Source organism: Bacillus daqingensis, assembly GCF_042654445.1.
Lineage (GTDB): Bacteria > Bacillota > Bacilli > Bacillales > Salisediminibacteriaceae > Alkalicoccus > Alkalicoccus luteus.
Genome location: NZ_JBHSGK010000003.1, coordinates 44,541 through 68,667, shown reverse-complemented (window position 1 = coordinate 68,667; position 24,127 = coordinate 44,541). Strand labels below are relative to the sequence as shown.

Genomic DNA, 24,127 nt, shown 5'->3' with positions numbered 1-24,127 from the left:
AGAGATGAGGATCGTCATGGACCGGCCGCTCATTGGCTCATCAACAAAACCGATCGCCGTTGAACTTGAAAACGGCCAGCGCGCCCGCATTCATCGTTGGTTTCACCGCAACGAAACACGGCCTTCGGTTAACCCACGATACGATGTTAATTTTCTCGTGAAGTCGACGGATACGAGCTATGAATTTTTTCAGGAGTCGTTTTCGGTGCGACGCGGTCATTCATGGCGCATTTCGAAGGATAAGCGCGCCATTGCAAGAGTCGTGAGCGTGTACAGCGCTAAAGAGAAATACCGGGTTGAGCTGCACGGCAGACATCTTCCCGCTGTTTCTATCGTTGCTGCCTGGAATGGATCCGGTGACATCTGCTACAATGGCGAGAAAATTGGAGAAACAAAGCGGAGCGGATTTTTACTGAATCCCACGTATACGATCGAAGCCGAGTGTCCGGAATATATGGACCCCGGGCTGTGCGCCGGCCTTGCCATGGCCTTTTGGTCCGCGTTTCACCTCGGATAGGGAAAGGGGAGATAGGATGCAGGCCGTTATCATCGTTCTCGGAATGGCTGCTTCAGCAGGCTTTTTGTATTTCTTTGACAAAGACCGCAAAGCAAAAAAGCGCTCCGAATAGCTGGAAATGCATTTGCAGTTACAGTACGCATGAGTAAAACGGGCCTGTGCCCGTTTTTTTTTAGCGTGGAGCGGTGCAGACAAGCAATAGCTAAACGAAGGCCTTATACTGCTTAGCGCCGGACCATTCTACCTTTACACAGGTTAAAAGCTTTGCCGTGACTAAATGGGACTGAAGCCACGCAACAGGTCAATGTAACGAATGAAACGTCGTAATACGTACTCCATGCAACATAAAGACGCGTAAAAAAAGCGGTCTCATCATACGATGACCGCTGCGTCCTTACCAATTAAAAACGAGCCCCTAAAGGCTCGTTTTCCCGTATTTGCTAACCGTCCCGACTAAAAAATGAATCCAAAGATGCCGCTGATAAGAGACAGCACCATGCCTGACAGCGCAAAGCTCCGTTTCAAGCTGGCGTTTTGCTGCGGGTTGATGATAAAGAAAATCAGCATGCCAATTGGCAGCGGAAAGTACTCCATCCATACTAACGGAAGCCCGAGTAAAAAATAGAGGGTGAGCTTTCCTGCAATCCCGTCCTCATCGATCCCACGCTTTTTTACTACTCTTGTCGCAGCCAGGTTTGCTGCGGCCGCCATTATCATTGCTACGATGAAAAAGGCACCGAGTGCAAGCACTGTATCTCCTCCTTCTAAAAGAAAAGTCTTACGGCAAGCGTGATTTCTCTATGTTACAATGGTACCATTCATGATCAGATTTTTCAGAAAAGGAGGCGATTTGTATGTCTGTTTCGCGCTCCGTCGGTTTTCTTGCGTATGCCTTCGTGCTCTACAGCTTGTTTATTCTGACGGTTGATTTTACATACTCGATCCGCGAAAATGCGGCGGTTACTGGTAACCCGACGCCAACGTTCTTTTTCCCGCTTTACTACATACCGCTCGGGCTTGTACTGGGATTTCCTGTTTTATTGTGGCGGTTCCGTCAGTCCGGCAGCTGGAAGTTCGACTGGGATTTATTCGTGTTTGTCGGTCTTCCGCTGTTGTACATCATCTTTTTCCCGGCACTTTATTTTGCCGGTCCGACGTTTTTAACGCCGACTTCCGGAGCATTTACGACAACGCTGCTGTCGATTGAGGTTGGCATGATTTCTGGTCTTTTCGCTGGCTGCTTCCTCGTCACCAGCTTTCGCAAACTTGAATCGAGACGGTATGGCCTGACCTTCGGCTCCCGTTCTTAACCCAAAAAGGAGACTGCCTATGTACACCTTGTTTTTAACACTCGCTGCTGTCATCGGCGCCTGGTATTTTGGAATCGGCCTGCGTAAGAGCAGGCCGTTCTTTGCGTTAGGCGGCGGCAGCGCCCTGTTTCTCGCTTTGTTTCTCTCCCTTGATCTCTTTTTGTTCGCGCCGTTTATACCCGTGATCGTCATGCTCATTTACTTCGTTGTTGGCAAATGGACGGATGGAGAAAAAGCATGAAGATCTTCTCCTTTCAAGCTAAAGATGGCCGGCGCATCAGCGATGATGGATCGGACTTTGTCAATCAGCTTGTCACCCGCTTCGAAGGGGAAGCGGCGGTTTCAGTGGTTCACCTTCCTCCTGAAGGTACGATCGCCATGCATGAAGCACGTGTCCCTCAGCTGATGATCATATGCTCCGGCTCGGCTGAAGTATGCGGCTCTAACTCCCGCTTTTCTTCGGTAAATCAGGCGATGCTGCGTTTTGGACCACAGGTGAGCGTCATGAAACGATCTCCGACGAAGGGATGACCGCGCTTATTCTCGAAAGTCCGGTCCTTAAGGAACAGGATTTCAAGCTATAGGCGCTTCCTCTTATCTCTCCCCCTTTTATTTCCTTTATACGGTATACTAAGGAAGTGTTGATCACGATTCATAGGAGGGGTTTTATGCAGGCACGTCTAATGATGGTTATCGTTTTTATTACCGCACTATGTTTCCTCGGGTTAGTTCCGGCATCGGCTGCAGAAGATCAGGCAGATTTCGATACCGCTTCAGTGGAGGATGCAGAACCAATGTATGATAAAAAAGTGATGCGTGCTGTGCGCGAGTCACTCGGGTTAACGAAACACGATCTGAGTCAGGATGAGTCGATCCGCACCATGTCTCAGGTGGAAGTGATGGATCGATATATGAGGCAGACGAACAATCGGATAAAAGGTCAGGATGCCAGAGAAGCTGTACAGCTCGTCTTTGATGTGGATATTTCACTCGTATCCAGGCTCGGGTATGGAAATACGCTTGACCGCTATGATCCATTCGTGATGGAAGCGGTTCGACAGTCGCTCGGCCTGCAGGCAGATGATGTCAGTCAGGATGCTGCGATTATGAATATGAAGAAAAACCACGTCATGGACCGGGTGATTCGGCATTACAACGATTCCTTAAGTGGTGCTGAGATCCGCCAGCTGATTAATTACGTATTCGGTATTAACCTCGACGGCATTTCCGGCCTCAAAGGAGCTCAGGTTGGTATTTTTTCCAAAGGCCAGTGGATTATTCAGGAGCCGGATGATCTGCTCGTCATCTCTTCCAGTCCGGACGACGTGGAACTCTATGTTTCGCTGACGGATTACTACCGTACGTTCACTGGCAGCGACGCTTTTCCAGAAGCACTTGCAGCATTTCTAGAGGATGCCGGCTTCAGCTTCAGCAGCGAAAAGGACCGCTACGAGTGGATCAACCCGGACGGCGTCAGCGCGCCGGATCCATTCAAAGGGCAAATTATTGGAGAATTGCTTGCAACCATTCACATGCTGAATCAGTAAACATCTGCCGTTCCGCTCACCGGAACGGCATTTTTCGATCGTTTACTGCATACGAAAGGCCTCAACACATTGCTGAGGCCTTCATGATCGATCAGTTTGCTGAAGCAACTTTGGATTTCAAACATGGATGCTTACAGAGAAAGTCACGAACGTAATCATAATCGTAATACGGCTGTTTCTCACCGTTAATGATCCGAAAATCCTCCATACAAATTCCCGTAATGAGAACAAGGTCGCCTTCTGAAGAAAGACTCATCGCTTTTTGAATGGCCTCGCCGCGATACGCGACAGGATGGACATTCTTCGTCGATCGGAATCCCGCCATCACATCGGCCACTACCGCTTCCGCTGTTTCGTTCCCGGGATGATCAGCTGTAACGACGATCTCATCTGCTCTCCCCTCTACTGCTTCCGCAATCGGAGCACGCAGCGATTTTTCACGTATCCCGATGCCAGTGACCATCACAATCAGACGTTTATAGCGAAGCGGTTTAATCGTGTGAAATAAATTAGTGAGCGTCTGCGGGGTATGGGCAAAGTCAAACAGCATCAGCCGGTCTGATACTTCCGGGATGAGCTGGAGTCTGCCGGGCGGCCCTTCCAAGCTGGAGAGTCGTGTAAGTAAATGTCGAAGCCCGAGCCCCTTAGCAAGACACACTGTAATAGCTGCTATCGCATTGTATACGTTGTGAAGACCAAATACCGGCAGAAAGACATCGTGAGAAACGCCATCCACAATTAAATCAAGGTGGCTTCCCTGCTTCGTGTAGCGAAGGTTTTCTGCCTTCACATCCGCCTCACGGTTCATCCCGTATGTCCAGACGGGGCCAGTAAATGCATCCAGTATATCCTGGCTCATACCATCATCGTCCACGTTTACGACGGCCGTTTCCGCATGATCGAACAGCCTCAGCTTTGCTTGTTTATAGGCCTCGAACGTTTCATGATAATCCAGATGCTCCGGCGACAGGTTGGAATGGACGGCAACATCAAAATGGAGACCATGAAGCCTGTCCTGGTCGAGTCCGATTGAGGTCGCCTCCATCACAACCGACGTAATCTGCTTCTGGCGCATCCTCGACAAATAATCAAATAAATCGGCTGATTCCGGTGTGGTAGGGGTGCTTTTCGGCAGCGGAAGTGGTTTTTCGTGATCCCATACACCTGCCGTGCCGATGGAACCGGTTTTGATTCCAGAACGATTTAACAAGGAGCGTACGTAGGCGGTGATCGTCGTTTTGCCCTGTGTGCCAGTGACGCCGATAAGCGACAGCTCATGGTGCGGATCCTCTTCCAAATGGGCTGCATACAACGCCATTGCCTTTTTTGGTTCTTGAACGAGAATAAACTGAACATGAGGATGCCGAAGCGCGTGTTCATGCAGCGCTTCTTCATCGTCCCCGATGACCTGAACAGCTCCCTGGTTAACAGCCATATCAATGAAACGATGCCCATCCGACTGTTCTCCGCGAATGCAGATGAAACAGCCCTGATTCCCGATTGTTCGGGAATCATAGGAGATATGAGTAATACCATTCGGCTCAGGGCCCGTTTGTGTAATAATCTGATGATGTAAAATCGGGTAAAGATTCATGATGCAGCTCCAATCACATAAAAATAGTCTCTATTCCTTTACCCCGCTAAATTACGCATAAAACTGGGACAATCGTCAACACTTTTGCAGGTCGTTCATAAGCGCACGAACGTTGAAAAGCATGTAGTCGCTGACCTCGCACGCACATCATACCGAAAAGGTAAGAAGTAAAGGTTATCAGGACGCATAGTGTTGTTTATTATACGCAATTGAGCGGCAGAATGCATGAAAATGAACCCATTATCTTAATATAATGATTGGTTGTACTATGTATGAAGAGCCGCAGGGATCAGTGTCCCTGCGGCTCTTTCAACTACTGACGAGCAACGATAAAAATGGAATGATGATCATGACTCCTGCAATAGCAACGAGTGCTGTCGTAATCGGGCGTGAAAGCTTTTCTCTCCCGGGTCCCGTATACCAGCCGGAAAACTGCCAACGGTTCCGGTACAGCACAAAAATAAATACAAAAACGGCCATTGCCCCGATCCAGCTCCAATTTTGCACCTGGCTGTTTACGCTGTAGAGCGGTTCAAGCACAATCCACCAGGCAGCTGCACCTGCTGCAAGCATGATGCAGATGACTCGGACCAGCTCCAGCAATCCCTTCATCCGATCCCCTCCCACATTTCTTCTGCTATAAGCTTAGCAGAAAATGGGAGGAAAAATCCAATCCTCATTTTTCCAGTCAGCTTTTGATAAGTCTGCATGGGATTGGTGCAGCTGTCGGTCTCAGGGTCCGGCCGCTATCGACTTACAAACGTTTGAGAACGAACAGTCAGCGCATGAATGCGGTCCATATCCGGCTCGAAGCCAATGCCCGGCTCCTCTGGAAGCATAATCTGACCCGCGAACATCTTGACCTCGGGCTGAATAATATCCTGTTCCCAATAGTGAGACGACGGGGCCGTGTCCCCTGGCAGTGTAAATCCGGGAAGCGTCGTCAGAGCTACATTGTGCGCACGACCGATGCCAGCCTCCAGCATGCCGCCGCACCAAAGCGGTACGTCTGCCTGCTTGCATCTGGTATGAATTCGTCGTGCTTCGGACAATCCCCCTACACGTCCGATCTTCATATTAACGATGCGGCAGCTGTCGAGTTCCAGCGCTTTTCGCACATCCTCGTCGCTGTGGAGGCTTTCATCAAGACAGATTGGCGTATGTAATTCCCGTTGCAGCCGGGCATGGTCAATGATGTCATCCTCTGCGAGAGGCTGCTCGATCATCATCAGCTGAAAATCGTCGAAGCGTCGCAAATGATCGATGTCAGCTAGCGCATAGGCGCAGTTTGCATCGGCCATGAGCGAAATATCAGGAAACTGCTCCCTGATCAGCTTCAGCAGTTCAATGTCCCAGCCTGGCTTGACCTTCACTTTTATCCGCTTATAGCCTTCCTCGACTGCTTTTGTAATTGTATCAAGCACATCCCCCATCGATGGCTTGATGCCAATGCTGATGCCGACATCAACCGGACGTTTTTCTCCGCCAAGCACCTCATAAAGCGGCTTTTCGGCTTCTTTGGCATAGGCATCCCAAATCGCACCGTCCAACAGCGCTTTCGCATTATAGTTTCTGCGAACATACTGGAAGGCCCGAGCGGCATCATCAGGATGACGAATGGTCGTCTGAAACAGCGTCGGCAAAAGCTGCTCGCGTAATACGGCCCAGTTTGTCGAAATTGTTTCTTCGTTATAAATTGGTTCCGCAATGGATACACCTTCGCCCCAGCCGGAAACACCTTTATCCGTTCGGACTTCTGCAAGCAGAAAAGCTTTCTCGGTTTCTGTTCCGACGCTGGTCGTAAATGGATGCTTCAGCTTCATGACTAATTCTCTGATGATCACTTCTTTAATCTTCATCTTAACGCTCCTTTGTTACAACGTACGCATAGTGGCTCCCATAAGGCAGATAATCCACAATAGAATATCCATTAGCAAATAACGGCGGCAGCACGGAACGCTGAACGAGCCGCCACGTTAATGCGGCCTCATGACTGAGCTGTTTGATTTGTTGAATAGATGACGGGACAGGAACAAGCAGGACGTCAGCCTCCGTATACCGGACCGTACCCGGAACAGGCACGCCGTTTCGTTCTTCAATCGGATACACTGTCTCAGCATCCTCGATCGAAACTGGCTGCTTTTTTACCGGTCTGGATGACCAGGAAACGACAAGCCGGTCTGTCGGCATGCCGGTGTTAATTGCGTCGTGCAGCTCTCCGTATGCGTTCACGATATACTCCCTGCTTGTCGCGTCGAGTTTATGCAGGTTCAGTTTCGCGTTGACGGACTCCAGTGGATCGTACGTCCACTGGATCGTTTGATACCCTTTCGCTTCAGCAAGCGTTCGCTGCGCCTGCTTTAACTGTTCACCGAGACCCTGTTTCTGATAATCGGGATGAACAACGAGCGTATGCGAGCAAAGATACACCTCTGTGCCGTTAAAGCCCGGAAAGCTGTACTGAAATCCGATCAGCCGGCGTTCATCAAACATACCGAGCACGAAACCGCCGTTTTTAACGGATGTGATCGTCTGGTTAGGCGGCACGGCGTCATCCCGGTTCCAGATGAATGCTTCCAGCTCAAACACCTCTTCTAGTTCGGCTGTTGTCGTTAGTTCTCTGATTGTTACGTGCTTCACGCTTCGTCCCTCCAGTCGACCAGATCCGCTTCCGCGAGCAGCGCCGTCATGATTTCCACGCCTTTTGGCAGTGCTCTGAGATCAAATGTCATATCCGGATGGTGCAGCCCCGGCGTTAATCCTGAGCCAAGTCCGACCATAACGGCAGCCGGTGCTTCTTTCACATTCGTATAATGATGAAAATCTTCTGCCCCTGGCGTTTTCAGCACGTCAGCCACGTGACAAACACCGGCAATCGCCCGCCTGGCGCAGTTTGCTGCTCGTGAATCAATTACAGCCGCCGGTGCATGCTCCGCTGCCTCAAGAGCGAAGCGGGAGCCTGTTTCTGCTTCTACGTCGTCCGCTGCCTGTTGCATCTTCTCCCATATACGCTCCATTGCTTCATTGTCGGGTGCACGTAAATCAAGCTCAAACACCGCTTCATCCGGAACCGTATTGACACTCGTTCCGGCTTTCAGCTTTGTCATCACTGCCGATTGACCGTCTATTGAAAAGGTTTCCAGTTTACGCATGAGCCGTCCGGCGGCGTAAAGCGCATTGATCCCGGTTGAGGCTCTAGCAGCATGGGCCGCTTCACCGGTGACACGACCTTTAACAGCGATTGTCGCTCCGTGCCGGATGCCGGCAGACGCTTCTTCTGCTGCCAGCTCGGACAACGGTCTGACGTGCAGCCCTGCCAGGAAAACAACTCGGTCCAACACACCATCCCGAATCATCTGCAGTGCGCCTGCTGCCGTTTCTTCAGCCGGCTGAAATAGAAAGCGGAGCGTATGCTTTGGAAGCGTATCTTTCAGGTTCAGTGCTGTATGGAGCACGATGGAGCTGTGCGCATCGTGCCCGCACGTGTGCCGGTAAACCGTACCGTCCTCAATTTCATATGGTAGAGCATCCATATCGGCCCGCAGCATCAGCACGTCCTCTGTCTCCCCTTTTATTTCCGCAAAAAATCCGTGGTGTCCTTCAAACGTTGTCAATGAAAAGCCGGCTTCCTTTAGACGCTGCTGCAAGTAGCGTGACGTTTTTTCCTCCTGCCAGGAGGGCTCTGCAAGCCTGTGCAGCTCCTCATACGTTTGCAGGATCGTATCCATGAAACATTCCTCCTAAAAAATCAGATGGGCCATCAGCACGACGATCGGAAGCGTGATCAACGTGCGCAGAATAAAGATGAACACGAGATCACGGAATTTAACCGGCAGCTTGGAGCCGAGCAGCAGTCCACCCATCTCTGACAGATATACGAGCTGGGTAACGGACACACAGGCGATGATAAAGCGGGTCATGTCACTTTCAATGCCGCTTCCGATAATCGCCGGCAGGAACATATCCGCAAACCCTACGACCATCGTTTGAGCAGCAGCTTCTGCTTCCGGTACCTGCATCAACGCAAGCAATGGTTCAAACGGACGTCCGAGAATTGAAAAGAAAGGCGTGAATTCAGCCGTGATGAGCGCGACTGTTCCAATTGCCATCACAACCGGCAGCACACCGATCCACATGTCGAGCACGTTCTGCAGTCCGGTCCGGACAAACAGCTTTGGACTGCGGCTGGAGCGCGCCTTCGCCACTGCTTCGCTGAACCCGGCTTTCACTAGGGATGTACCAGCGGGAACTTCGACGTCCCCTTTGATTTCCTGGCCTTCATATGCTGTGTCCGCTTTACGCGAGAGCGGCGGGATACGCGGCATAATGACAGCAGCAAGCAGACCCGCGATCGTGATCGTCAAGTAATACTGCGGGAACATATGCATCAGTTCCATGTAATCGATGATGACGATCGTAAATGTGATGGAGACAACCGAAAACGTTGTCGCTACTACAGCAGCTTCCCGCTTTGTATAGTAGCCGCTCTCATACTGTTTCGTTGTCAGGAGCACGCCGATTGTTCCGTCGCCAACCCATGACGTCAGGCAGTCGAGCGAGCTTCGACCCGGCACCCGGAAAAGCGGCTGCATGACCTTCATGAGCAGCACGCCGATAAATTCGAGCATCCCGAAGTTTAATAGCAGTGGCAGTAAAAAGCCAGCAAGTAAAAACGTTGTCAGTAAAATCGGCAGCAGGTCGTACATGAGCAGTCCGCCGGTATCTTCTGAGTAAACTGCTTCCGCTCCGAATCCGAATACGACCATCACCGCAAACAGCAGCCCTGCTGCGCGGATGACGGTCCATACTGGTTTAACGAGCAGCAGCGAACGCAGGCTGTCTCGTTCCAGCACAAACGCTGGCTTCAGAAGCTGAGCGCCGATCGTCAAGATTACAGAAACGGCCATAACAGCAATGATGATAAATGGGATTGCATCGCCGAGCGCTCCGTTAATGAACCCTGCCATAAACGCGATCGGGATCGTTATGCTGTCATCCTGCGGGATCGGCACAATAAACAGGAGGATACCCAGTATAGACGGCAGGATAAAGGATAAGATGTCTTTTCGTGTCGGCTTCGGTTTTGGTGAAAATTCCTGGTTGATATTCGGCAGTGAACTCATTGTAAGGCCTCCTCTATTCTAAATAACGTCTGCTTGCAGCGTACAGTTTTTCTAATTCTTTTCGGCGCGGTGCAGCTTGACCGAGTTCGTCTGCATGGTGCTCGACTTTTTCCAGCAGCATTTCCAAAAGCGTAATGGTGTAGGCGGCAGAGCGGTAATCACCGCCGTCAGCAACGGATGCTGTCCAGACGCTGTCAGCTGAGGCGGCTGGCGGACTCGATGCATGATCCGTCATAACGAGCAGCTCCCCTGCCCTACCGCTGGCGGCTTCTGCGACTGCTTTTGACTGATAGTGATAGCGCGGGAAGGATAGCAGCACGACGCACGTGCTCTTATCCATATCAAGAATATCCTCCGGCTGGATCGTTTCCGGTCCGATGAGATGTATGCGCTTTCGAAACCCGCGAAGCGAGAAAGCAAGCCAGTAAGCCGCTGCATATGTACCATCGAAGCCTGCAATCACAACTCGCTCAGCCTGAAGCAGACTGCGGCTCCACTTTGTGAGAAGCGGTTCCAGCGCTTCTGTATCGATACCTTCCAGCATGCGGATTTCCTTGGCAGGTATGCTTTCTGCCGCATACACCGGTCCATGTTCCTGCACGCCAAGCCATTCTGCGCGCCACGCTTCCTGAAGCTCACTGAAGCCTCGGTATCCGAGCGCATGCGAGAAGCGAATGACGGTTGTTTCACTAACGTCCGTTCGTTCACCGATTTGCCCGGCCGTGAGCATTGCTGCTTCAGACGCGTGCGTCAGAAAAAAACCGGCCACCTTCTTTTGACCGCGTGAAAAGCTGTTATACCGTTCATGCAGCAAATCCTTTAAGGACAGCTCGTCCACCTCCCATTTCATCACGAAGTTTTTCCTGCTTCTTCACAGTATAATGCAGGATATCCTGCAAAAACAACAAAAATTTAGAAGATTTAATTTATCTAGTGGTCTAGACATCTATATGAATAAATGCTATTCTGTTTGTATGAAATCGCTTCATTATGTATAGGAGGAGGAACCATCTTTATGAAGTATATTCAAGCAATCGGGCGTTCACTCATGCTGCCTGTTGCCGTACTGCCAGCGGCTGCGATCCTCGCCGGAATCGGTAACTGGATCACGGCCGTAAACGAAGACAGCGTGATCGGCCAGTTTATTATTAACGCCGGCACATCGATTCTCGATAACATTGCGATCTTGTTTGCGGTCGGTGTTGCGATCGGTATGTCCCGAGAGAAAGATGGGGCTGCAGCACTTAGCGGGCTCGTTGGTTTTCTCGTTATTACACAGCTTTTAAGCAGTGAAAACGTGGCTGGCATGATGGGAGTAGCCGAAGATGATGCTCCGCTTGCCTATTCCGGTATTGACAACGTCTTTATCGGCATCATTGTCGGTCTTGTCGCTGCAGCGCTTTACAACCGCTTCAGCCACGTGAAGCTGCCTGATGCACTTGCCTTTTTCAGCGGCAAACGGCTCGTCCCGATTTTAACAGCTGCTGCATCCGTCGGGCTCGCAGGTATTTTCTTCTTTCTGTGGCCGGTTGTTTACAACGGGCTCGTCACGTTCGGAACGGCGATCAGCGGACTTGGTCCTGCAGGCGCCGGTCTTTACGGGTTTTTCAACCGTCTGCTTATCCCAACCGGACTGCATCATGCCTTGAATCAGGTGTTCTGGTTTGATCTCGCGGGGATCAATGATATCGGAAATTACTGGTCCAGTGAAGGGGAACCAGGGGTGACAGGACGCTACATGGCCGGCTTTTTCCCGATTATGATGTTTGGACTTCCAGCTGCTGCGCTCGCCATGTACCACACTGCTAAAACAGCGCAGCGAAAACAGGCAGCCGCCCTGCTCCTTGCAGCTGGAATCGCGTCCTTCTTTACCGGTGTCACAGAGCCGCTTGAATTTTCGTTTATGTTTCTTGCTCCTCTTCTGTTCGTCGTGCATGCTGCGTTAACCGGACTGTCCCTTTTTATTGCAGCATCGTTTGAGTGGATGGCAGGCTTCGGTTTCAGCGCAGGCTTAGTCGACTTTGTGCTCGGCTTCGTTATGCCTCTTGCGCAGCAGCCGTATATGCTGATCGTTCAGGGTCTCGTTTTTGCAGCCATTTACTACTTTTTGTTCCGCTTTTTAATTATTAAGTTTGATTTGAAGACACCCGGTCGCCAGGAGGAAACCGGAACGGAGGAGACAAGCGCCGGAGAGGAAGACGCAGACAGCGAGCTTTCCGCTCAAAGCGCCCGTATCATTGCCGGTCTTGGCGGAGCTGCAAATATTGCTTCGATCGACAGCTGCGCCACCAGGCTGCGACTGGAGGTTCACGATATGGACGCTGTTGATGAAGATGCGATTCGGCGCACCGGGGTTCCCGGTACGAATATCGTCGGCAAGCACAGCATTCACGTTATTATCGGTCCAAGCGTACAATTTACTGAAGAAGAAGTCCGCAAGCAGGTGGAAAAGGAACAGTAAATACTTGTAAGAGGCTGGGGCTTCCCAGCCTCTTCCCTATGTCTGCTATACTGGAGGCGTTGAGGAGGTGATGATATGGATCTGATTTATCAGTTTTCAGCCCTGTTCATTCTTATTCTTCCGCTAGCGATGCTCATCGTTCTGCTTGTGTTCATCAACAACATGAACAAGCAGACAAAAAAGCGGCTGGAGCTGGAGCAAAAACGCGCGGAGCAGCTGGAAGCAATATCAAGGCGACTTGATCATGTTGAAAAGAGAATCGGAACCGAAGAAGATCCTGCTCCAACATGAGACAATAAAAAGCAGCTCCGGTTCGAAACCGAAGCTGCTTCACGTTATGCCTCTTTTCCTAATGCTGCCTTGCCATACACGATGACGACAGCGGTGATAATGGAAACGATAATCAGACCGACTGTGCCGATTCCAAAACCGGCCATATCAAAAAGAATGCCAAATACGAGCACGGCAGCGATAAAAAACAGAATAATATCAATCAGCTGATGTTTAACTGGCTGCATGATCCGCATCTCATCACCTTCTTTTCAGAATAGGGTTGCTTCCCTATTCTATACCCATCTTTCTCCTGTTCTATGCTGCTGCGCTACTTCTTTCGCTTCAGAATCTGCACGGTGATAAACGCAACGAGCGTCGTACCTGTTAGAAAAAACAGCATCGTGGCAGCAATGCTTCCAAGCCAGTCCATTACAGCGCCGGTCCTTCTGTGTAAACAAGCAGAAACCGCTCACAGACGAGCTTTAACGATGGATCAAAGCGCAGACCGTACTTACCAAGCTCCTCTTTGAAAAAGGCTTCGTGATCAGCCCACCATTTTTTGTACCCGCCTTCTCCTTCTGCAAGCGCAAAATCCTCCGGCACGTCCTCCATTTTCATAATCGACACTCTTGTCGTTTCAATGACGGCGAGCGGAGAGCCGTTTTCAGCGAGAACGATGCTGTAGGCCCCCGGCTCCGGAAGCGGCTGCTGCTCGATTTCGTATAACGGCAGCGCCGAACAGGTAGCAGTTTTCTCCTGATCCAATACGAGCCGCGCCAGTTCATCCGCCGAGGCCCCTCCGAACGAAAAGGCTTCGTAATAACTGTCCGCCTTAATTCCCTTTGCTTGTCTAGCCCGCTCCCAAAATGCCTCTACTAACGCTTCTTTCATGATCGACACATCCTTTATCAGTTATGTAGTAAACAGAACTATCACACTTACCATCCCTAGTATATACAGAAAGAGCAGCATACTGACTCCTGCCGAATAGTGCTTCACTCGTTTGTCTTCTGCAAAACGTACGTCATAGACCAGCTGAACGAGCTGCTGCAGCATGATCATGGTGACGGCTATCAGTGAAATCTCGGCAGCTGGCCCTGCAATCAGCTGCACCTCTCCTAAACCAGCCCGGATCAGGATTGCCGCAATGCCAGCGAGTGTAATGCCAACACGGAGTGTCTTAAAGCCCCTTCCCCAATCCTGATTCACCTCGTGCCGCTCAAGCCCTAACCACTTGCGCAGTCCCCACAGCGAAATGAACAACAGTGCAGTCGCAATGAAAAAAATGACCCAAATCATGTGTAAGCCTCCTCAAACGTCACCAGATAAAAGCCAATAACAGGAACCAGCCTGTCACGAGCACCACCGCCAGAGCTGCTATTCGTTTTGAATACCAGACCACATCCGGCTTCTCAGCAAATTTAGAATCAAAGAACGCCTGCCCGAGCAAAAAAATTGTCCAAAATCCTGGCAGAATGACGATTGGTGAAAGGTACACAGGCGGCTGATCCCGGTAAAAGATGGCTCCAGACAAGAGAAGCCCGATCCCCGCCGCAATCAGCACAAGCTGGATGATGAAATGAGATCTTCCCCACGTGCGATTGATCTCTTGTTTTTGCAGATCAAGCTTCTTACGCCAGTGGAACGGGAAATATAACATACACAGCACGAACAGCCCTGCTGCAAAAAGTATTAGATTTGCGATAATAAGCCTCCTCTTAAGCTCGGTGTTCTTTATAAGTTCTATTCATACATCCAGTTTGTACAAGTACTCAGACTACTTTGCCTTTAAGCCTTTTCAGCTGCTCTAAACTCCACGCCTCTAAGCATCTTTGACCAAACGTTTTCTCATACCGGTCAACCTGTCAAAAACAGAATCGTGCTGAACACAATCACCAGCAGTCCCACCATGGAAAACGAAAAAACGGGGACGTTTCTATTTTCAGCAAAACGGTAATCGTACACGGCCTGCAAAAGCTGCATGAGCGTAAGTCCTGCAGATGAATACAGGAGAGGATTCGTCCATAGCAAGTCATCCTGCCGTGTTTCCAGCATAAGGCTTCCAATCCATATCGTCAGGATGAACGTTGCCATCATAATCAGTGCAAACTGATCAGATGCATGCCGCCATAATACTGCTGGACCTCTTTTCGCCTCAGCTTCAATCCTTTTAGAAGTGTAAGAACGATCAAGACGAAACAGGCGATTACAAGAATTGAGACGATCACGCTATCCCTCCTATATTATGTATACGGTTCAATGAAAATCTCGTTTCAGGTCAGGGCAGTTGGCATTCCACCTGGTTCCCTAGAAAACGTTCTTCTACGTTCACCACCCCGCCTTCCTCAATGCAGGACTGCATCACCTGCAGGTTGTCGCGATGCTGGGACTGCATCGTGATAAATAAAGCTGCGGCGATGCCAAGCATTAAAACGGCTGCCAGCAGCGCAATCATGTAACGGTTCATGGAAATCACCTCTTTAATAAATATGTCAGCAGACTTAAATAAGGAAGCTCCAACAGCGGCACAGCCAGCAGTACGAGCAGGATGAGCGGCTCATCCGGAAAAGCTGCAGCAGCGAACGCCACAGCGAGTGGTGCATTTCTTGCGGAGACGGTAAAGACGAGACTGATGTGCGCCGGTCGCTCCATGTGCAGCCATTTTCCGATGACGTATCCGGCTCCGCTCATTGTGAGGAAAAAAAGCAGTGCAGGCACGAAGATGATGCCAGCCTGCTCCCACGCTTGTCCGAGCGCCTCCCCTTCAGCCATAAAGATCAGCAGAACAGCGCCTGCCAGCAAAAGTACGGGCAGCTTTTCCGGGACGCTTCTGCCTGGTTGCTTTGCCCGGGCAACTACCGCCGCACTCAATGCAAGCAGGACGACAGCCAGCGCCTGCATCAAAGAAACGGCTACGCCGCTGAAACCAAATGCGCCACCAGCAATCACTACGATTGCGGATAAGAAAAAGAGCTGCAGCGCAAGGTTACTCGGAATGAAGCTGGCTGAAAGCCTCACGTTTCCTCCGGCTGCCTTCGTAAACAGCAAATACCAGTCGGTACATGGCGTTACCATCAGCATCAAAAACCCGATAAACAGCGCTGTTTCACCGCCGAGAAAAAGCCACCCAAGACATACTGCGAAAAGTGGAGCCACCACTCCATTTAAGAGCAGGACCGTCAAGCGAAAGTTCCTTTCACGTTTTTCTTTGCCGCTTGGCATCGTATAAAAAACGAAAAATAACATACTCGCGAGCAGCAGGTAAATAATCGGCTCCAATGTCCAGTCAGGTGCAGTACCGCTTATCAAAAGCCCACATACAGCTGCTGCAAGGAGTAAAAACGGATCGATTGCATGTTTTCTGATCATCGTTCCCCTCCTAAGCAAATAAGAGCTGGGCCAGATAGATGAAAAAGCTGACAGTGAACATACTTAAGATCGTGGAGATGAGCACGCCCTGTGCGGCAAATTCCGGATAATTGTCGTATTCCAGTGCAAACAGCGCGCTGTTTCGAGACATCGGGAACGCGCTCGCGATGAGAAGGGCCTGAGCCGTTAGGCCATCGATGCCGAGTAAAAAGATGATTCCCAATCCGAGCAGCGGCGCAAATATCAAACGCGCAATAACCGCTGCGAAAAAGAGGAGGGATAACTGCCTCAGCGCTGGATAAGCAACCTGCGCCCCCAACGTAAACAAGGCAAGTGCGATAAAAGCATCCGCCGTCTGCTCGAGCGGAATCATCACCGGGTCAGGCAGACTGATGCCGGTCAGCTGCACAATAACGGCAGCTGCCAGCGCATAGAGAACCGGTATTTTCAGCAGCTGCATCACCGCTGTTTTCATCGTATCGGCTGTAGAAGATGCCGCTTGAAACAATCCGTATGTATACGTTAAAAAGTTTTGAAACAGCAGAACGATGACTTGAATAGAAACACCGGCTGTACCCGCAAACACGAGCTGGCTTACAGGCAGGCCAAAGTTTCCGGAATTCATCAACACGACGCTGTTTTTAAAAGTCGGAGCAAGCTTCGGGTCCATGCCGGTCAGTCGGCAAATCAGTCTCGACATTCCAGCCAGCAATAAAAATTGAATGAACAGAAATGCGCCGACGTCAAGCAGCAGACTGCTGTCCATTTCCTGTGTGGAAATCGTCGTAAAGACGACAGCGGGCAGAAAGAAATATGTCAGAAGCCTGGATAAAGTGCCAAGATCCAGCTGAAACCACCGCTGAAAAAACGCTCCTGCTCCCGCGAGAGCAAGAATCGGAAACATCACCTGAATGGCGATCTCCACAATCATCCTTCCCACTCCTGTCGCAGCACGCCCATTTTAATCGCATCGTACCGTTTTCCTTTCCACAATCGGGCTTCACGAATTCGTGCTTCTTCTATAAATCCCATTTTTTCTGCGACACGTATCATGCGGGTATTGCCGGACCATGTCGAGAGACCGATGCGATGGATCGACATCGAGGAAAACAAATAATCGATCCAGAGGCGGAAAGCAGTGCTTCCATAGCCTCCGTTCCAGTAATCCGGGTCGTAAAGGACAATGCCACCCTCCAGCCAGTCGGTGTTCCGGTCCACCCAGTAAGCTCCTGTATAGCCGACTGCTTTTCCATTGATCACGATTGCAGCTGCAGCCGGAATGCCAGCCTCTATTTCTTCCTGCCAGATTTGAGAATAGGTTTTCTCATCAACGAACTCTTCTGGTATGTATGGGCCGTTCCACTGCTTGGCAAGCTGTTTTTCTTCAATATATTTCCACCAGTATAGACTGTGGATTTCTGCTTCGTTCGGTATTTTCAGCTGCAGGTTTGATTCTGTTAGCATCATCGGCATCTGTCCTTTATTTTCCTTGTCGTTTCCAGTTTACGCCTTTCTGGAGTAAAAATAAACTTTCCTGAATCTTCCTCTGTTATGCTAAAATAATATCATGACGCCACACCCTCCCGGAGGACCGTTTTATGTCGATGATCAAAGAGCTTGGTGCAAATCTAGCTGTGTTAACAACGTTATTATTTTTATATACGCAATTTACTGGCCGCTATGCGCTGCACCAGACATCTCCATTAAAGCTGAAGCTGTTTGCCGGTGTAATGGGCGGGCTGCTGTCTAACGTACTGATGTTTTACAGTCTGCAGTATGGCGAAACGATTGTGGATCTGCGTCATATTCCTATTCTGCTGCTTGCCTACTATGGAGGTGCCGTCCCTGCAGGCATTGCCATGCTGTTTGTTATCATAGGCCGCTTTCTTTTTGGTATGACCGTATCTGCTTTAGCCGGAAGTGCACTTATCATTGCTGTAACGATTGCAGCAGTATGGATCGCCCGCAGCAAGCTTCCAAAAACCTTCTGCGTATTTTGGATGACGACCGCTGCCAACGTGATCTTTACGGCGGTCATCATTTATCTGCTTCAGGATCTGTCCATCCTGACCGGGCTTATACCATTTTACTGGGCCGTTTCATACATTGGTGCAGCTGCTGCTTTTTACACGGTAGAATATACAAGACGGTCGCAGCACCTGCTCAAACGATACCGTGAAGAGTCGCTCACAGACGGACTCACCGGGCTTAATAACCTGCGTCAGTTCAATATGCATTTGCGCACCTTTTCTGAAGAGGCGAAGGAGGAAGACAAGCCGCTCGCGCTGCTTTTTGCTGACATTGATCATTTTAAGCGGGTAAACGATACGTATGGACATCGTGAAGGCGACCTTGTTTTGAGGGAAATTGCGGCTATTATGGGCAGAAATGTTCGTCCGGTTGATATCATCAGCCGTAACGGCGGTGAGGAATTTACCGTACTTCTTCCTGGCTGTGCTAAGGACGATGCAAATGAAATTGCAGAACGCATCCGGAAAGCTGTCGAAGCACACCCGTTCGTGCTTTCAGATGACAGTGTTATCCACGTGACACTCTCGATTGGCATTGCCGCCTTTCCGGAAACCTCTGCCGCCCCAGAAACACTCACAGCCGACGCAGACGAAGCTCTGTATGAAGCAAAGCGGAGCGGACGCAACAAAACCCGCACCAGTTCCGTGCGGGCCATGCAAGTATTCTAACTTAGTCTTCCGGAACGCTGCGTCTTTCTCCGAGCAGCGTTTTTAAGTCTTTCTTACGCTTTTTTGACACGAGAATATACAGGATGTCCCCGTTTTCAATTGTCGTTTCCCCATAAGGTGTGACGAGTGTTTCCCCGCGGATAATCGCGTTAATTAATACGTCAGGCGGGAAGGCAATTTCTGAAAGTGTCTGACCAATCACTTTCGTCTCTTCGTTCACCGTGTATTCAATAATTTCCGCGTTCGCCTTTCCAATCGATACGAGCTCGAGAGAATGAAACGGGGTCACCTTTTTTGGACCGGTAAGTCCGAGCTTCTCTGCAGCTGGTGCAATAGAGGTTCCTTGAATTAAAGCTGAGGTTAATACAACGAAGAACACGACGTTGAAAAACAGCTGTGCATTCGGCAGACCTGCTATGAGCGGGAAGGTTGCCAGTACGATCGGAACAGCTCCCCGCAGCCCGGCCCAGGAAACGAGCAGCTTTTCCCTTAAACTATATGAAAAGCCGATCAATGTTAAGAAAACCGCGGCAGGACGAGCTAAGAGAATCAGCACCGCTGATAAAAATAACCCCTGAATAATAATCTCCAGTTGAAACAGTTCGCTTGGAAAGACAAGCAGCCCCAGAATAACGAACATACCAAGCTGCATCATCCATGCAAATCCCTCGTTAAAGCTGAAGATCGTGTGCCGGTAGGTAAGATCGCTGTTGCCGACCACAAGAGCAGCGATATAGACAGCAAGCAGTCCGCTGCCTCCTACGACAGCTGTCAGACTGTACGTAAGCAGCGCAAAACCCATTGCAATGATCGGATACAAACCGCTCGATTCTAAGTTAACGCGATTGATCAGCCACGATGCCGCTTTCCCTAGCAGCAAACCCGCGGCCAACCCGACGCCCATCTGAATGAAGAAGTCCCCAGCAACAGAAAGAAAACCTACACGGTCCGTAGTAAGAAGCGTAATAAAAGAGAGCGTTAAAAACATCGCCATCGGGTCATTTGTTCCCGATTCTGCTTCCAGGGTTGCTCCGAGCTTTTCGCTGATATTATGATTCTTTAATGCTGCAAAAACAGCAGCTGCGTCTGTTGAACCAACAATGGCGCCGAAAAGCATCCCTTCCAGCCAGGTTACGTCCAATACAAAACGTGCCGCAACGGCGACGATGAGCGAAGTAAGTATAACGCCGACAGTTGCGAGGAGAAGGGAAGGGACAGCAATAGGTTTTATTGTCGCCCACTTTGTCGAGAGACCACCTTCAAACAATATAATAACCAGCGCAAAAATGCCGATCAGCTGCGCCAGCGAGGCATCATCAAAGTAAATGAGTCCAAGCCCGTCACTACCGGCAAGCATGCCTATTCCAATAAATAAAATAAGGGCAGGAATACCAAAACGACTGGAGAATTTCGTGGTTAGCACGCCGATGATGAAAAAGAATGCGATCAGCATTAGAAACTGATCAGTGGAAAACATGTCTTCTATGGACAATTACGGACACCGCCTCAATAAGAATGTTGCTATTCACAAGTTTACCAGTTTAACCCGCGTATTCACAGAAAAGTACACATTCTTTCTTTTCAAACTATTATTTATACGTGGAAATGTCTACTCTCAAAGGCACCGTACGTAAAAGACTTCCCGATTAAGGGAAGCCTTAATGAAAATGATAAAACTGCCTCCTGCGAATAAAATGGCATTACACAAATTAATGACGCAATCCGGCAATCTCCATTAAATCGACTGAAAAAACAAGCCCCTGGCCGGCTTCATACAGATCGGCCTCTTTTTTAACCGTTTCAATGACAGCTGATGTTTCCGCTTTGTTGACAATAAGCAGTATACAGTCGCGTTCCGGATGAATTTTCATTCCCATTAAGCTCCCATCTTTCGAGCTGTGGCCGGACGCTTGCCAGTGCGTATGCGACTGCACCCCTTCCTCTTTTTCAAGCTTAGTTAACACGTCTTTTGTAATACTGCGATCGAGTACCACTATTACAGCTGCTCCATCCATACTGACTCCTCCTAACCTGTTCTTTTCAGTTCCTATTCACGAATTTAAGGGCATATAAACTTAGAAAACAGTGAAACAACCCTAAGCAAAACAATCCATCGTACTTGGGCTGTTAATAAAGTCATTTATGAGAATACTTCCTTCAATCATCACACCCACAACATGAAAGGATGGCCTCAAATCCGCTGTATCCATTGTGCGATTTTACAGCTTTAGCTGAATCGCTACTCCCACATCCGTATCCCGCGCTCTCTGGCTTCTTCCTCGACTGCGCGCAGGTCTGCTTCATACTTGTCGTCCGGCGGATAGACGACGACTTCGGCAAGACCGAGAGCGAGCAGCTTCTCCTGAAACATCGTACCGTCTTCCAGATAGACGTAGGCGAGCGTTCGGTCAAACCGATCAACCGTAGTTTCATCCTGCTCCAAATAGACGGTTTCTCCAAGCAGTGCCTGCCTGGCAAAAATAGCGGCCTCATCGCCCCACGGCTCTGATTCACAGGTTGGCGGGTCGTGACCGTGACAAATTTCCGGTGCATCGACCATGTACGGACGAATCCGTTCTTCCCCTTCTCCTGCAATGACAACATCAAACGTATCTCCGTCTACGACGTGCGTAACCGTTCCTTCGCGAATATCTTCCTGTTCGATCCGATCCACATATGTATGTAACTCAAACTCCAGCTCAAACGTTTCTTCTTCCGTATGGATTCCGCAAGCTGTCAGTAAACAAACAAGCGCGAGCAGTCGTTTCACGTGCATCTCCCCTTTAGCTTATTGTAGCGAAAGCGGACCTTGTGCGCCATGATAGAAGGCTCCATCGATTTTCTAAATCGCCGCCATGGTTTAAAACGGAAGGGAATAATGATGCTTATCTTCGTCATTGTATTTGTTCTGCTCCTGCACGTCAGTGGCATATTTTATGATGTTTTATCGTCAAAAGATGGGTTACGTCGCCTATCCTTGCTCCTTATTGGTATTTCTTTTCATGTAAGGGCTGTCACTTGTGAATCTACTCACATTACTCTTTCTTTTTCTCTATTCCCGGCGTAAAGTGGAATACAGAGATGGAGGGATGACGTATGATGGAGAGCCAGTCGCTGGAGCAGGTCGAGCAGGTCTCCCAAAAGAAAGAGAAGATATTTAGCACAGGGAAAATTCGTTATTTAATACGAGCGGCGCTTGCAAGCATGTTTATCGGCTTTGGTGTGATCGTCGCGTTCCGAACGGGCAGCTACTTTTATCTGGCTGAGTCTCCATGGGCCTATCCAATGGCCGGGCTTACGTTCAGTGTCGCCATCATTTTAATCGCTTACGGCGGTGCCGACTTATTTACAGGGGATACCTTTTATCACACGTACGCCGCCATCCGGAAAAAAATGGCTTGGGGCGTCGTTGGAAAGCTGTGGACGTTTACGTATATCGGCAACATCATCGGTGCTGCAGCCTTCGCCCTGCTGATTTACACGACCGGGCTGTTCAGCGATCCTGAGATCAGTGCCTTTCTGCTGACGGTCACCGACAGTAAAATGACCGATCCGGTGTCCGAGCTGTTTTTCCGGGCAGTGCTCTGTAACTGGCTGATCTGCATGGCCTTTTTCGTGCCGATGTCGATGAAGGATGATATTGCGAAAATGGCAGCAATGGTGCTGTTTGTGTTCTGCTTTTTTATCTCCGGCTATGAGCACAGCATCGCCAACATGTGCACCTTCGCGATCGCGCTCGTGCTCGACAATCCCGGAGCTGTCACACCGGAAGGCATCGTCCGCAATTTAATCCCCGTCACCGCCGGCAACATTATCGGCGGCGCCATCTTTATGGGGCTCGTCTATTACTACATTAACCGGCCGTTTATTAAAGACAGCTGATCGAAAGCCGCTTCGGGATGGAAGCGGCTTTTTTAGTACATGCTTGTAGTACGGCATACAGCTCCACCACTTACGCATAAATGCACTTTCCATACGCATACAGCTCCACCGCTTACGCATAAACGCCCCTCTTATACGCATATACCTCCACTACTTACGCATAAATGCCCCTCTCATACGCATACAGCTCCGCCACTTACGCATAAACACTCTTTCCGTACGCATAACTCCCTCTCCCCTGCGAATAGGATCAGCGGATTTGCTTTTCCAACGAAAAAAGCTCCCGTTTCGGGGAGCTTACGTGATGATATGCACGCCGGTTAACAGCAGGATTGTGCCTGCAACGACGGCTAGAAGCGGTGCGCCGGTGTAAGCGATCAAAAAGGCGATGACGCCGCCTAACATGCCGTACCAGATCGTTTCCTGCGCATACAGAATACCTGGAAAGATGAGGGCGCCGAGCACGGCGTACGGCACGTGTGAGAGCATACGGCGCAGCCAGTCAGGCCAGTTTTCTGTAGAAAGGGCGATCAGCGGCAGGATGCGCGGGATGTACGTGACAAGTCCCATGCCGATGATCATCCAGATGAATTCTTCTCTCATGTGATCCGCCTCCTGATCAGCAGCTCATAGACGACAACTGCCGTAATCACCGCGGCCATTATGGCCCAGCCGGTGTCGAGTGCAAAAGCGTAGATCCAGTTAAAGCCTCCGCCAAGTAAAGCGAGCACGACGACAGGCCGGCCTGCGTCTTTAATCGATGGCACTAACAGGGCGATAAACAGCGCGTAAAGCGCAATTCCCATGCTTTCCTGTAATATCGCGGGTAAAATCGCTCCGGTAAAATAGCCGACAGCCGTAAATCCAACCCAGCTGGAGTAAGCGGCGATGCCTGTTCCTAATATGTATCCGCCCGGGACCGGCTCCTTGTGAACCGACGAGACCGCAAAGACTTCATCGGTCAAAAAGAAACCAAATAGAGCGCGGTACCGTTTCGACGTCGGCTCTGCCCGTTCGTTGATGGAGGCGCTCATGAGCAGATGCCGGAAATTCACGATAAACGTAGCAAGTACAATTTCAATCATGCCAGCGCCGACCGCAATCATCGACAGTGCCATGTACTGGGCCGCTCCGGCGAACACGAGCATGCTCATGAGCACCGCTTCATACACCGTTAGACCGGTCGAGCCGGCAAGCAGGCCGAATGCAATCGCAACCGGCATGTAGCCAAACGCAATGGAAAGCCCCGCCGATAATCCCCGGCGGAGCTCGTTTGTATTTGGTGCAGGTGCAGCTTGTTCCAAAACGCTCTCCTCCTTCTCACTTCTCCTAGTTTACGACAGGAGCAGGCA

Annotated in this window: 32 protein-coding genes; 9 read left to right on the top strand and 23 right to left on the bottom strand. The window is 50.1% G+C overall.

What is annotated here, in order from left to right:
- Positions 1-4: 4 nt before the first annotated feature.
- Entirely contained in the window at positions 5-517 is a 513-nt protein-coding gene (locus ACFO4L_RS01460) for a hypothetical protein (protein WP_377907864.1), read from the top strand.
- A gap of 453 nt (positions 518-970) precedes the next feature.
- Here the strand turns inward: ACFO4L_RS01460 and ACFO4L_RS01455 are convergent, their stop codons facing one another.
- A complete protein-coding gene (locus ACFO4L_RS01455; RefSeq protein WP_377907863.1) occupies positions 971-1,267 on the bottom strand; it encodes a hypothetical protein in 297 nt (98 codons plus the stop codon).
- Positions 1,268-1,371: 104 nt separating this feature from the next.
- Here ACFO4L_RS01455 and ACFO4L_RS01450 point away from each other — a divergent pair, with 104 nt between their 5' ends.
- The 4 genes from ACFO4L_RS01450 (at position 1,372) to ACFO4L_RS01435 (ending at position 3,374) form a co-directional block, all read left to right on the top strand.
- A complete protein-coding gene (locus tag ACFO4L_RS01450) occupies positions 1,372-1,827 on the top strand; it encodes a hypothetical protein (RefSeq protein ID WP_377907862.1) in 456 nt (151 codons plus the stop codon).
- Between the two features lie 19 nt (positions 1,828-1,846).
- Entirely contained in the window at positions 1,847-2,068 is a 222-nt protein-coding gene (locus ACFO4L_RS01445; RefSeq protein WP_377907861.1) for a hypothetical protein, read from the top strand.
- The gene (locus tag ACFO4L_RS01440; RefSeq protein ID WP_377907860.1) at positions 2,065-2,358 is read left to right on the top strand and encodes a hypothetical protein; all 294 of its coding nucleotides are present in this window, start codon (positions 2,065-2,067) and stop codon (positions 2,356-2,358) included. The genes ACFO4L_RS01445 and ACFO4L_RS01440 overlap by 4 nt, the downstream gene beginning before the upstream one ends.
- A gap of 137 nt (positions 2,359-2,495) precedes the next feature.
- Positions 2,496-3,374 carry a hypothetical protein gene (locus ACFO4L_RS01435; RefSeq protein WP_377907859.1) on the top strand — a complete coding sequence of 293 codons (879 nt, stop codon included), beginning with the start codon at positions 2,496-2,498 and terminating at the stop codon, positions 3,372-3,374.
- Between the two features lie 91 nt (positions 3,375-3,465).
- Here the strand turns inward: ACFO4L_RS01435 and ACFO4L_RS01430 are convergent, their stop codons facing one another.
- From ACFO4L_RS01430 to ACFO4L_RS01400, 7 genes are all read right to left on the bottom strand, one after another.
- Positions 3,466-4,968 carry a UDP-N-acetylmuramoyl-L-alanyl-D-glutamate--2,6-diaminopimelate ligase gene (locus tag ACFO4L_RS01430; RefSeq protein ID WP_377907858.1) on the bottom strand — a complete coding sequence of 501 codons (1,503 nt, stop codon included), beginning with the start codon at positions 4,966-4,968 and terminating at the stop codon, positions 3,466-3,468.
- Between the two features lie 309 nt (positions 4,969-5,277).
- Positions 5,278-5,580 (bottom strand): hypothetical protein, encoded by a 303-nt coding sequence (locus tag ACFO4L_RS01425; RefSeq protein WP_168006121.1) that lies wholly within the window; start codon positions 5,578-5,580, stop codon positions 5,278-5,280.
- A 134-nt stretch (positions 5,581-5,714) separates the two neighbouring features.
- Positions 5,715-6,827 carry an o-succinylbenzoate synthase gene (gene menC, locus ACFO4L_RS01420; RefSeq protein WP_377907857.1) on the bottom strand — a complete coding sequence of 371 codons (1,113 nt, stop codon included), beginning with the start codon at positions 6,825-6,827 and terminating at the stop codon, positions 5,715-5,717.
- A gap of 1 nt (position 6,828) precedes the next feature.
- Positions 6,829-7,608, bottom strand: a complete 780-nt coding sequence (locus tag ACFO4L_RS01415) for a GNAT family N-acetyltransferase (RefSeq protein ID WP_377907856.1) — start codon at positions 7,606-7,608, stop codon at positions 6,829-6,831.
- Complete coding sequence (locus ACFO4L_RS01410) at positions 7,605-8,696, bottom strand: amidohydrolase (RefSeq protein ID WP_377907855.1); 1,092 nt, start codon at positions 8,694-8,696, stop codon at positions 7,605-7,607. Before ACFO4L_RS01410 ends, ACFO4L_RS01415 begins: the two co-directional genes overlap by 4 nt.
- 12 nt (positions 8,697-8,708) lie before the next feature.
- A complete protein-coding gene (locus tag ACFO4L_RS01405) occupies positions 8,709-10,091 on the bottom strand; it encodes a YjiH family protein (protein ID WP_377907854.1) in 1,383 nt (460 codons plus the stop codon).
- A 13-nt stretch (positions 10,092-10,104) separates the two neighbouring features.
- On the bottom strand, positions 10,105-10,941 hold the full coding sequence (locus ACFO4L_RS01400; protein ID WP_377908550.1) for a MurR/RpiR family transcriptional regulator: 837 nt from the start codon (positions 10,939-10,941) through the stop codon (positions 10,105-10,107).
- Positions 10,942-11,106: 165 nt separating this feature from the next.
- Between ACFO4L_RS01400 and nagE the strand changes: the two genes are divergently transcribed.
- Both nagE and ACFO4L_RS01390 read left to right on the top strand, forming a co-directional pair.
- Complete coding sequence (nagE, locus tag ACFO4L_RS01395; RefSeq protein ID WP_377907853.1) at positions 11,107-12,552, top strand: N-acetylglucosamine-specific PTS transporter subunit IIBC; 1,446 nt, start codon at positions 11,107-11,109, stop codon at positions 12,550-12,552.
- A gap of 75 nt (positions 12,553-12,627) precedes the next feature.
- Positions 12,628-12,843, top strand: a complete 216-nt coding sequence (locus ACFO4L_RS01390; protein WP_377907852.1) for a hypothetical protein — start codon at positions 12,628-12,630, stop codon at positions 12,841-12,843.
- 44 nt (positions 12,844-12,887) lie between these two features.
- Here ACFO4L_RS01390 and ACFO4L_RS01385 read toward each other — a convergent pair whose 3' ends face one another.
- The 10 genes from ACFO4L_RS01385 to ACFO4L_RS01340 form a co-directional block, all read right to left on the bottom strand.
- Positions 12,888-13,070: a DUF2207 domain-containing protein gene (locus tag ACFO4L_RS01385; protein WP_168006107.1), complete on the bottom strand. Its 183-nt coding sequence runs from the start codon at positions 13,068-13,070 to the stop codon at positions 12,888-12,890.
- 184 nt (positions 13,071-13,254) lie between these two features.
- Positions 13,255-13,716 (bottom strand): ASCH domain-containing protein, encoded by a 462-nt coding sequence (locus ACFO4L_RS01380; RefSeq protein ID WP_377907851.1) that lies wholly within the window; start codon positions 13,714-13,716, stop codon positions 13,255-13,257.
- Between the two features lie 21 nt (positions 13,717-13,737).
- Positions 13,738-14,124, bottom strand: a complete 387-nt coding sequence (locus ACFO4L_RS01375; RefSeq protein WP_377907850.1) for a hypothetical protein — start codon at positions 14,122-14,124, stop codon at positions 13,738-13,740.
- Positions 14,125-14,143: 19 nt separating this feature from the next.
- Positions 14,144-14,494: a hypothetical protein gene (locus ACFO4L_RS01370; protein WP_377907849.1), complete on the bottom strand. Its 351-nt coding sequence runs from the start codon at positions 14,492-14,494 to the stop codon at positions 14,144-14,146.
- A 188-nt stretch (positions 14,495-14,682) separates the two neighbouring features.
- Complete coding sequence (locus tag ACFO4L_RS01365) at positions 14,683-14,880, bottom strand: hypothetical protein (protein ID WP_377907848.1); 198 nt, start codon at positions 14,878-14,880, stop codon at positions 14,683-14,685.
- Positions 14,881-14,924: 44 nt separating this feature from the next.
- On the bottom strand, positions 14,925-15,053 hold the full coding sequence (locus tag ACFO4L_RS01360; RefSeq protein WP_377907847.1) for a hypothetical protein: 129 nt from the start codon (positions 15,051-15,053) through the stop codon (positions 14,925-14,927).
- A gap of 50 nt (positions 15,054-15,103) precedes the next feature.
- The gene (locus tag ACFO4L_RS01355; protein WP_377907846.1) at positions 15,104-15,292 is read right to left on the bottom strand and encodes a hypothetical protein; all 189 of its coding nucleotides are present in this window, start codon (positions 15,290-15,292) and stop codon (positions 15,104-15,106) included.
- Positions 15,293-15,297: 5 nt separating this feature from the next.
- Positions 15,298-16,194, bottom strand: coding sequence for an arsenic resistance protein (locus tag ACFO4L_RS01350; protein ID WP_377907845.1), 897 nt, complete (start codon positions 16,192-16,194; stop codon positions 15,298-15,300).
- 10 nt (positions 16,195-16,204) lie between these two features.
- Entirely contained in the window at positions 16,205-17,125 is a 921-nt protein-coding gene (locus ACFO4L_RS01345) for an AEC family transporter (RefSeq protein ID WP_377907844.1), read from the bottom strand.
- Complete coding sequence (locus tag ACFO4L_RS01340) at positions 17,122-17,661, bottom strand: GNAT family N-acetyltransferase (protein WP_377907843.1); 540 nt, start codon at positions 17,659-17,661, stop codon at positions 17,122-17,124. Before ACFO4L_RS01340 ends, ACFO4L_RS01345 begins: the two co-directional genes overlap by 4 nt.
- Before the next feature lie 131 nt (positions 17,662-17,792).
- Here ACFO4L_RS01340 and ACFO4L_RS01335 point away from each other — a divergent pair, with 131 nt between their 5' ends.
- A complete protein-coding gene (locus tag ACFO4L_RS01335) occupies positions 17,793-18,893 on the top strand; it encodes a GGDEF domain-containing protein (RefSeq protein ID WP_377907842.1) in 1,101 nt (366 codons plus the stop codon).
- Position 18,894: 1 nt separating this feature from the next.
- On the opposite strand, the gene ACFO4L_RS01330 is transcribed toward ACFO4L_RS01335, so the two are convergent.
- From ACFO4L_RS01330 to ACFO4L_RS01320, 3 genes are all read right to left on the bottom strand, one after another.
- Complete coding sequence (locus tag ACFO4L_RS01330) at positions 18,895-20,370, bottom strand: potassium/proton antiporter (protein WP_377908549.1); 1,476 nt, start codon at positions 20,368-20,370, stop codon at positions 18,895-18,897.
- A 232-nt stretch (positions 20,371-20,602) separates the two neighbouring features.
- Positions 20,603-20,908, bottom strand: coding sequence for a hypothetical protein (locus tag ACFO4L_RS01325; protein WP_377907841.1), 306 nt, complete (start codon positions 20,906-20,908; stop codon positions 20,603-20,605).
- A 224-nt stretch (positions 20,909-21,132) separates the two neighbouring features.
- Complete coding sequence (locus ACFO4L_RS01320; protein WP_377907840.1) at positions 21,133-21,663, bottom strand: thermonuclease family protein; 531 nt, start codon at positions 21,661-21,663, stop codon at positions 21,133-21,135.
- Positions 21,664-21,992: 329 nt separating this feature from the next.
- On the opposite strand from ACFO4L_RS01320, the gene ACFO4L_RS01315 reads away from it, so the two are divergent.
- A complete protein-coding gene (locus ACFO4L_RS01315) occupies positions 21,993-22,775 on the top strand; it encodes a formate/nitrite transporter family protein (RefSeq protein ID WP_377908548.1) in 783 nt (260 codons plus the stop codon).
- A gap of 297 nt (positions 22,776-23,072) precedes the next feature.
- On the opposite strand, the gene ACFO4L_RS01310 is transcribed toward ACFO4L_RS01315, so the two are convergent.
- Complete coding sequence (locus ACFO4L_RS01310) at positions 23,073-23,378, bottom strand: AzlD domain-containing protein (RefSeq protein WP_168006085.1); 306 nt, start codon at positions 23,376-23,378, stop codon at positions 23,073-23,075.
- Positions 23,375-24,079: an AzlC family ABC transporter permease gene (locus tag ACFO4L_RS01305; protein ID WP_377907839.1), complete on the bottom strand. Its 705-nt coding sequence runs from the start codon at positions 24,077-24,079 to the stop codon at positions 23,375-23,377. The genes ACFO4L_RS01310 and ACFO4L_RS01305 overlap by 4 nt, the downstream gene beginning before the upstream one ends.
- Positions 24,080-24,127: the final 48 nt, after the last annotated feature.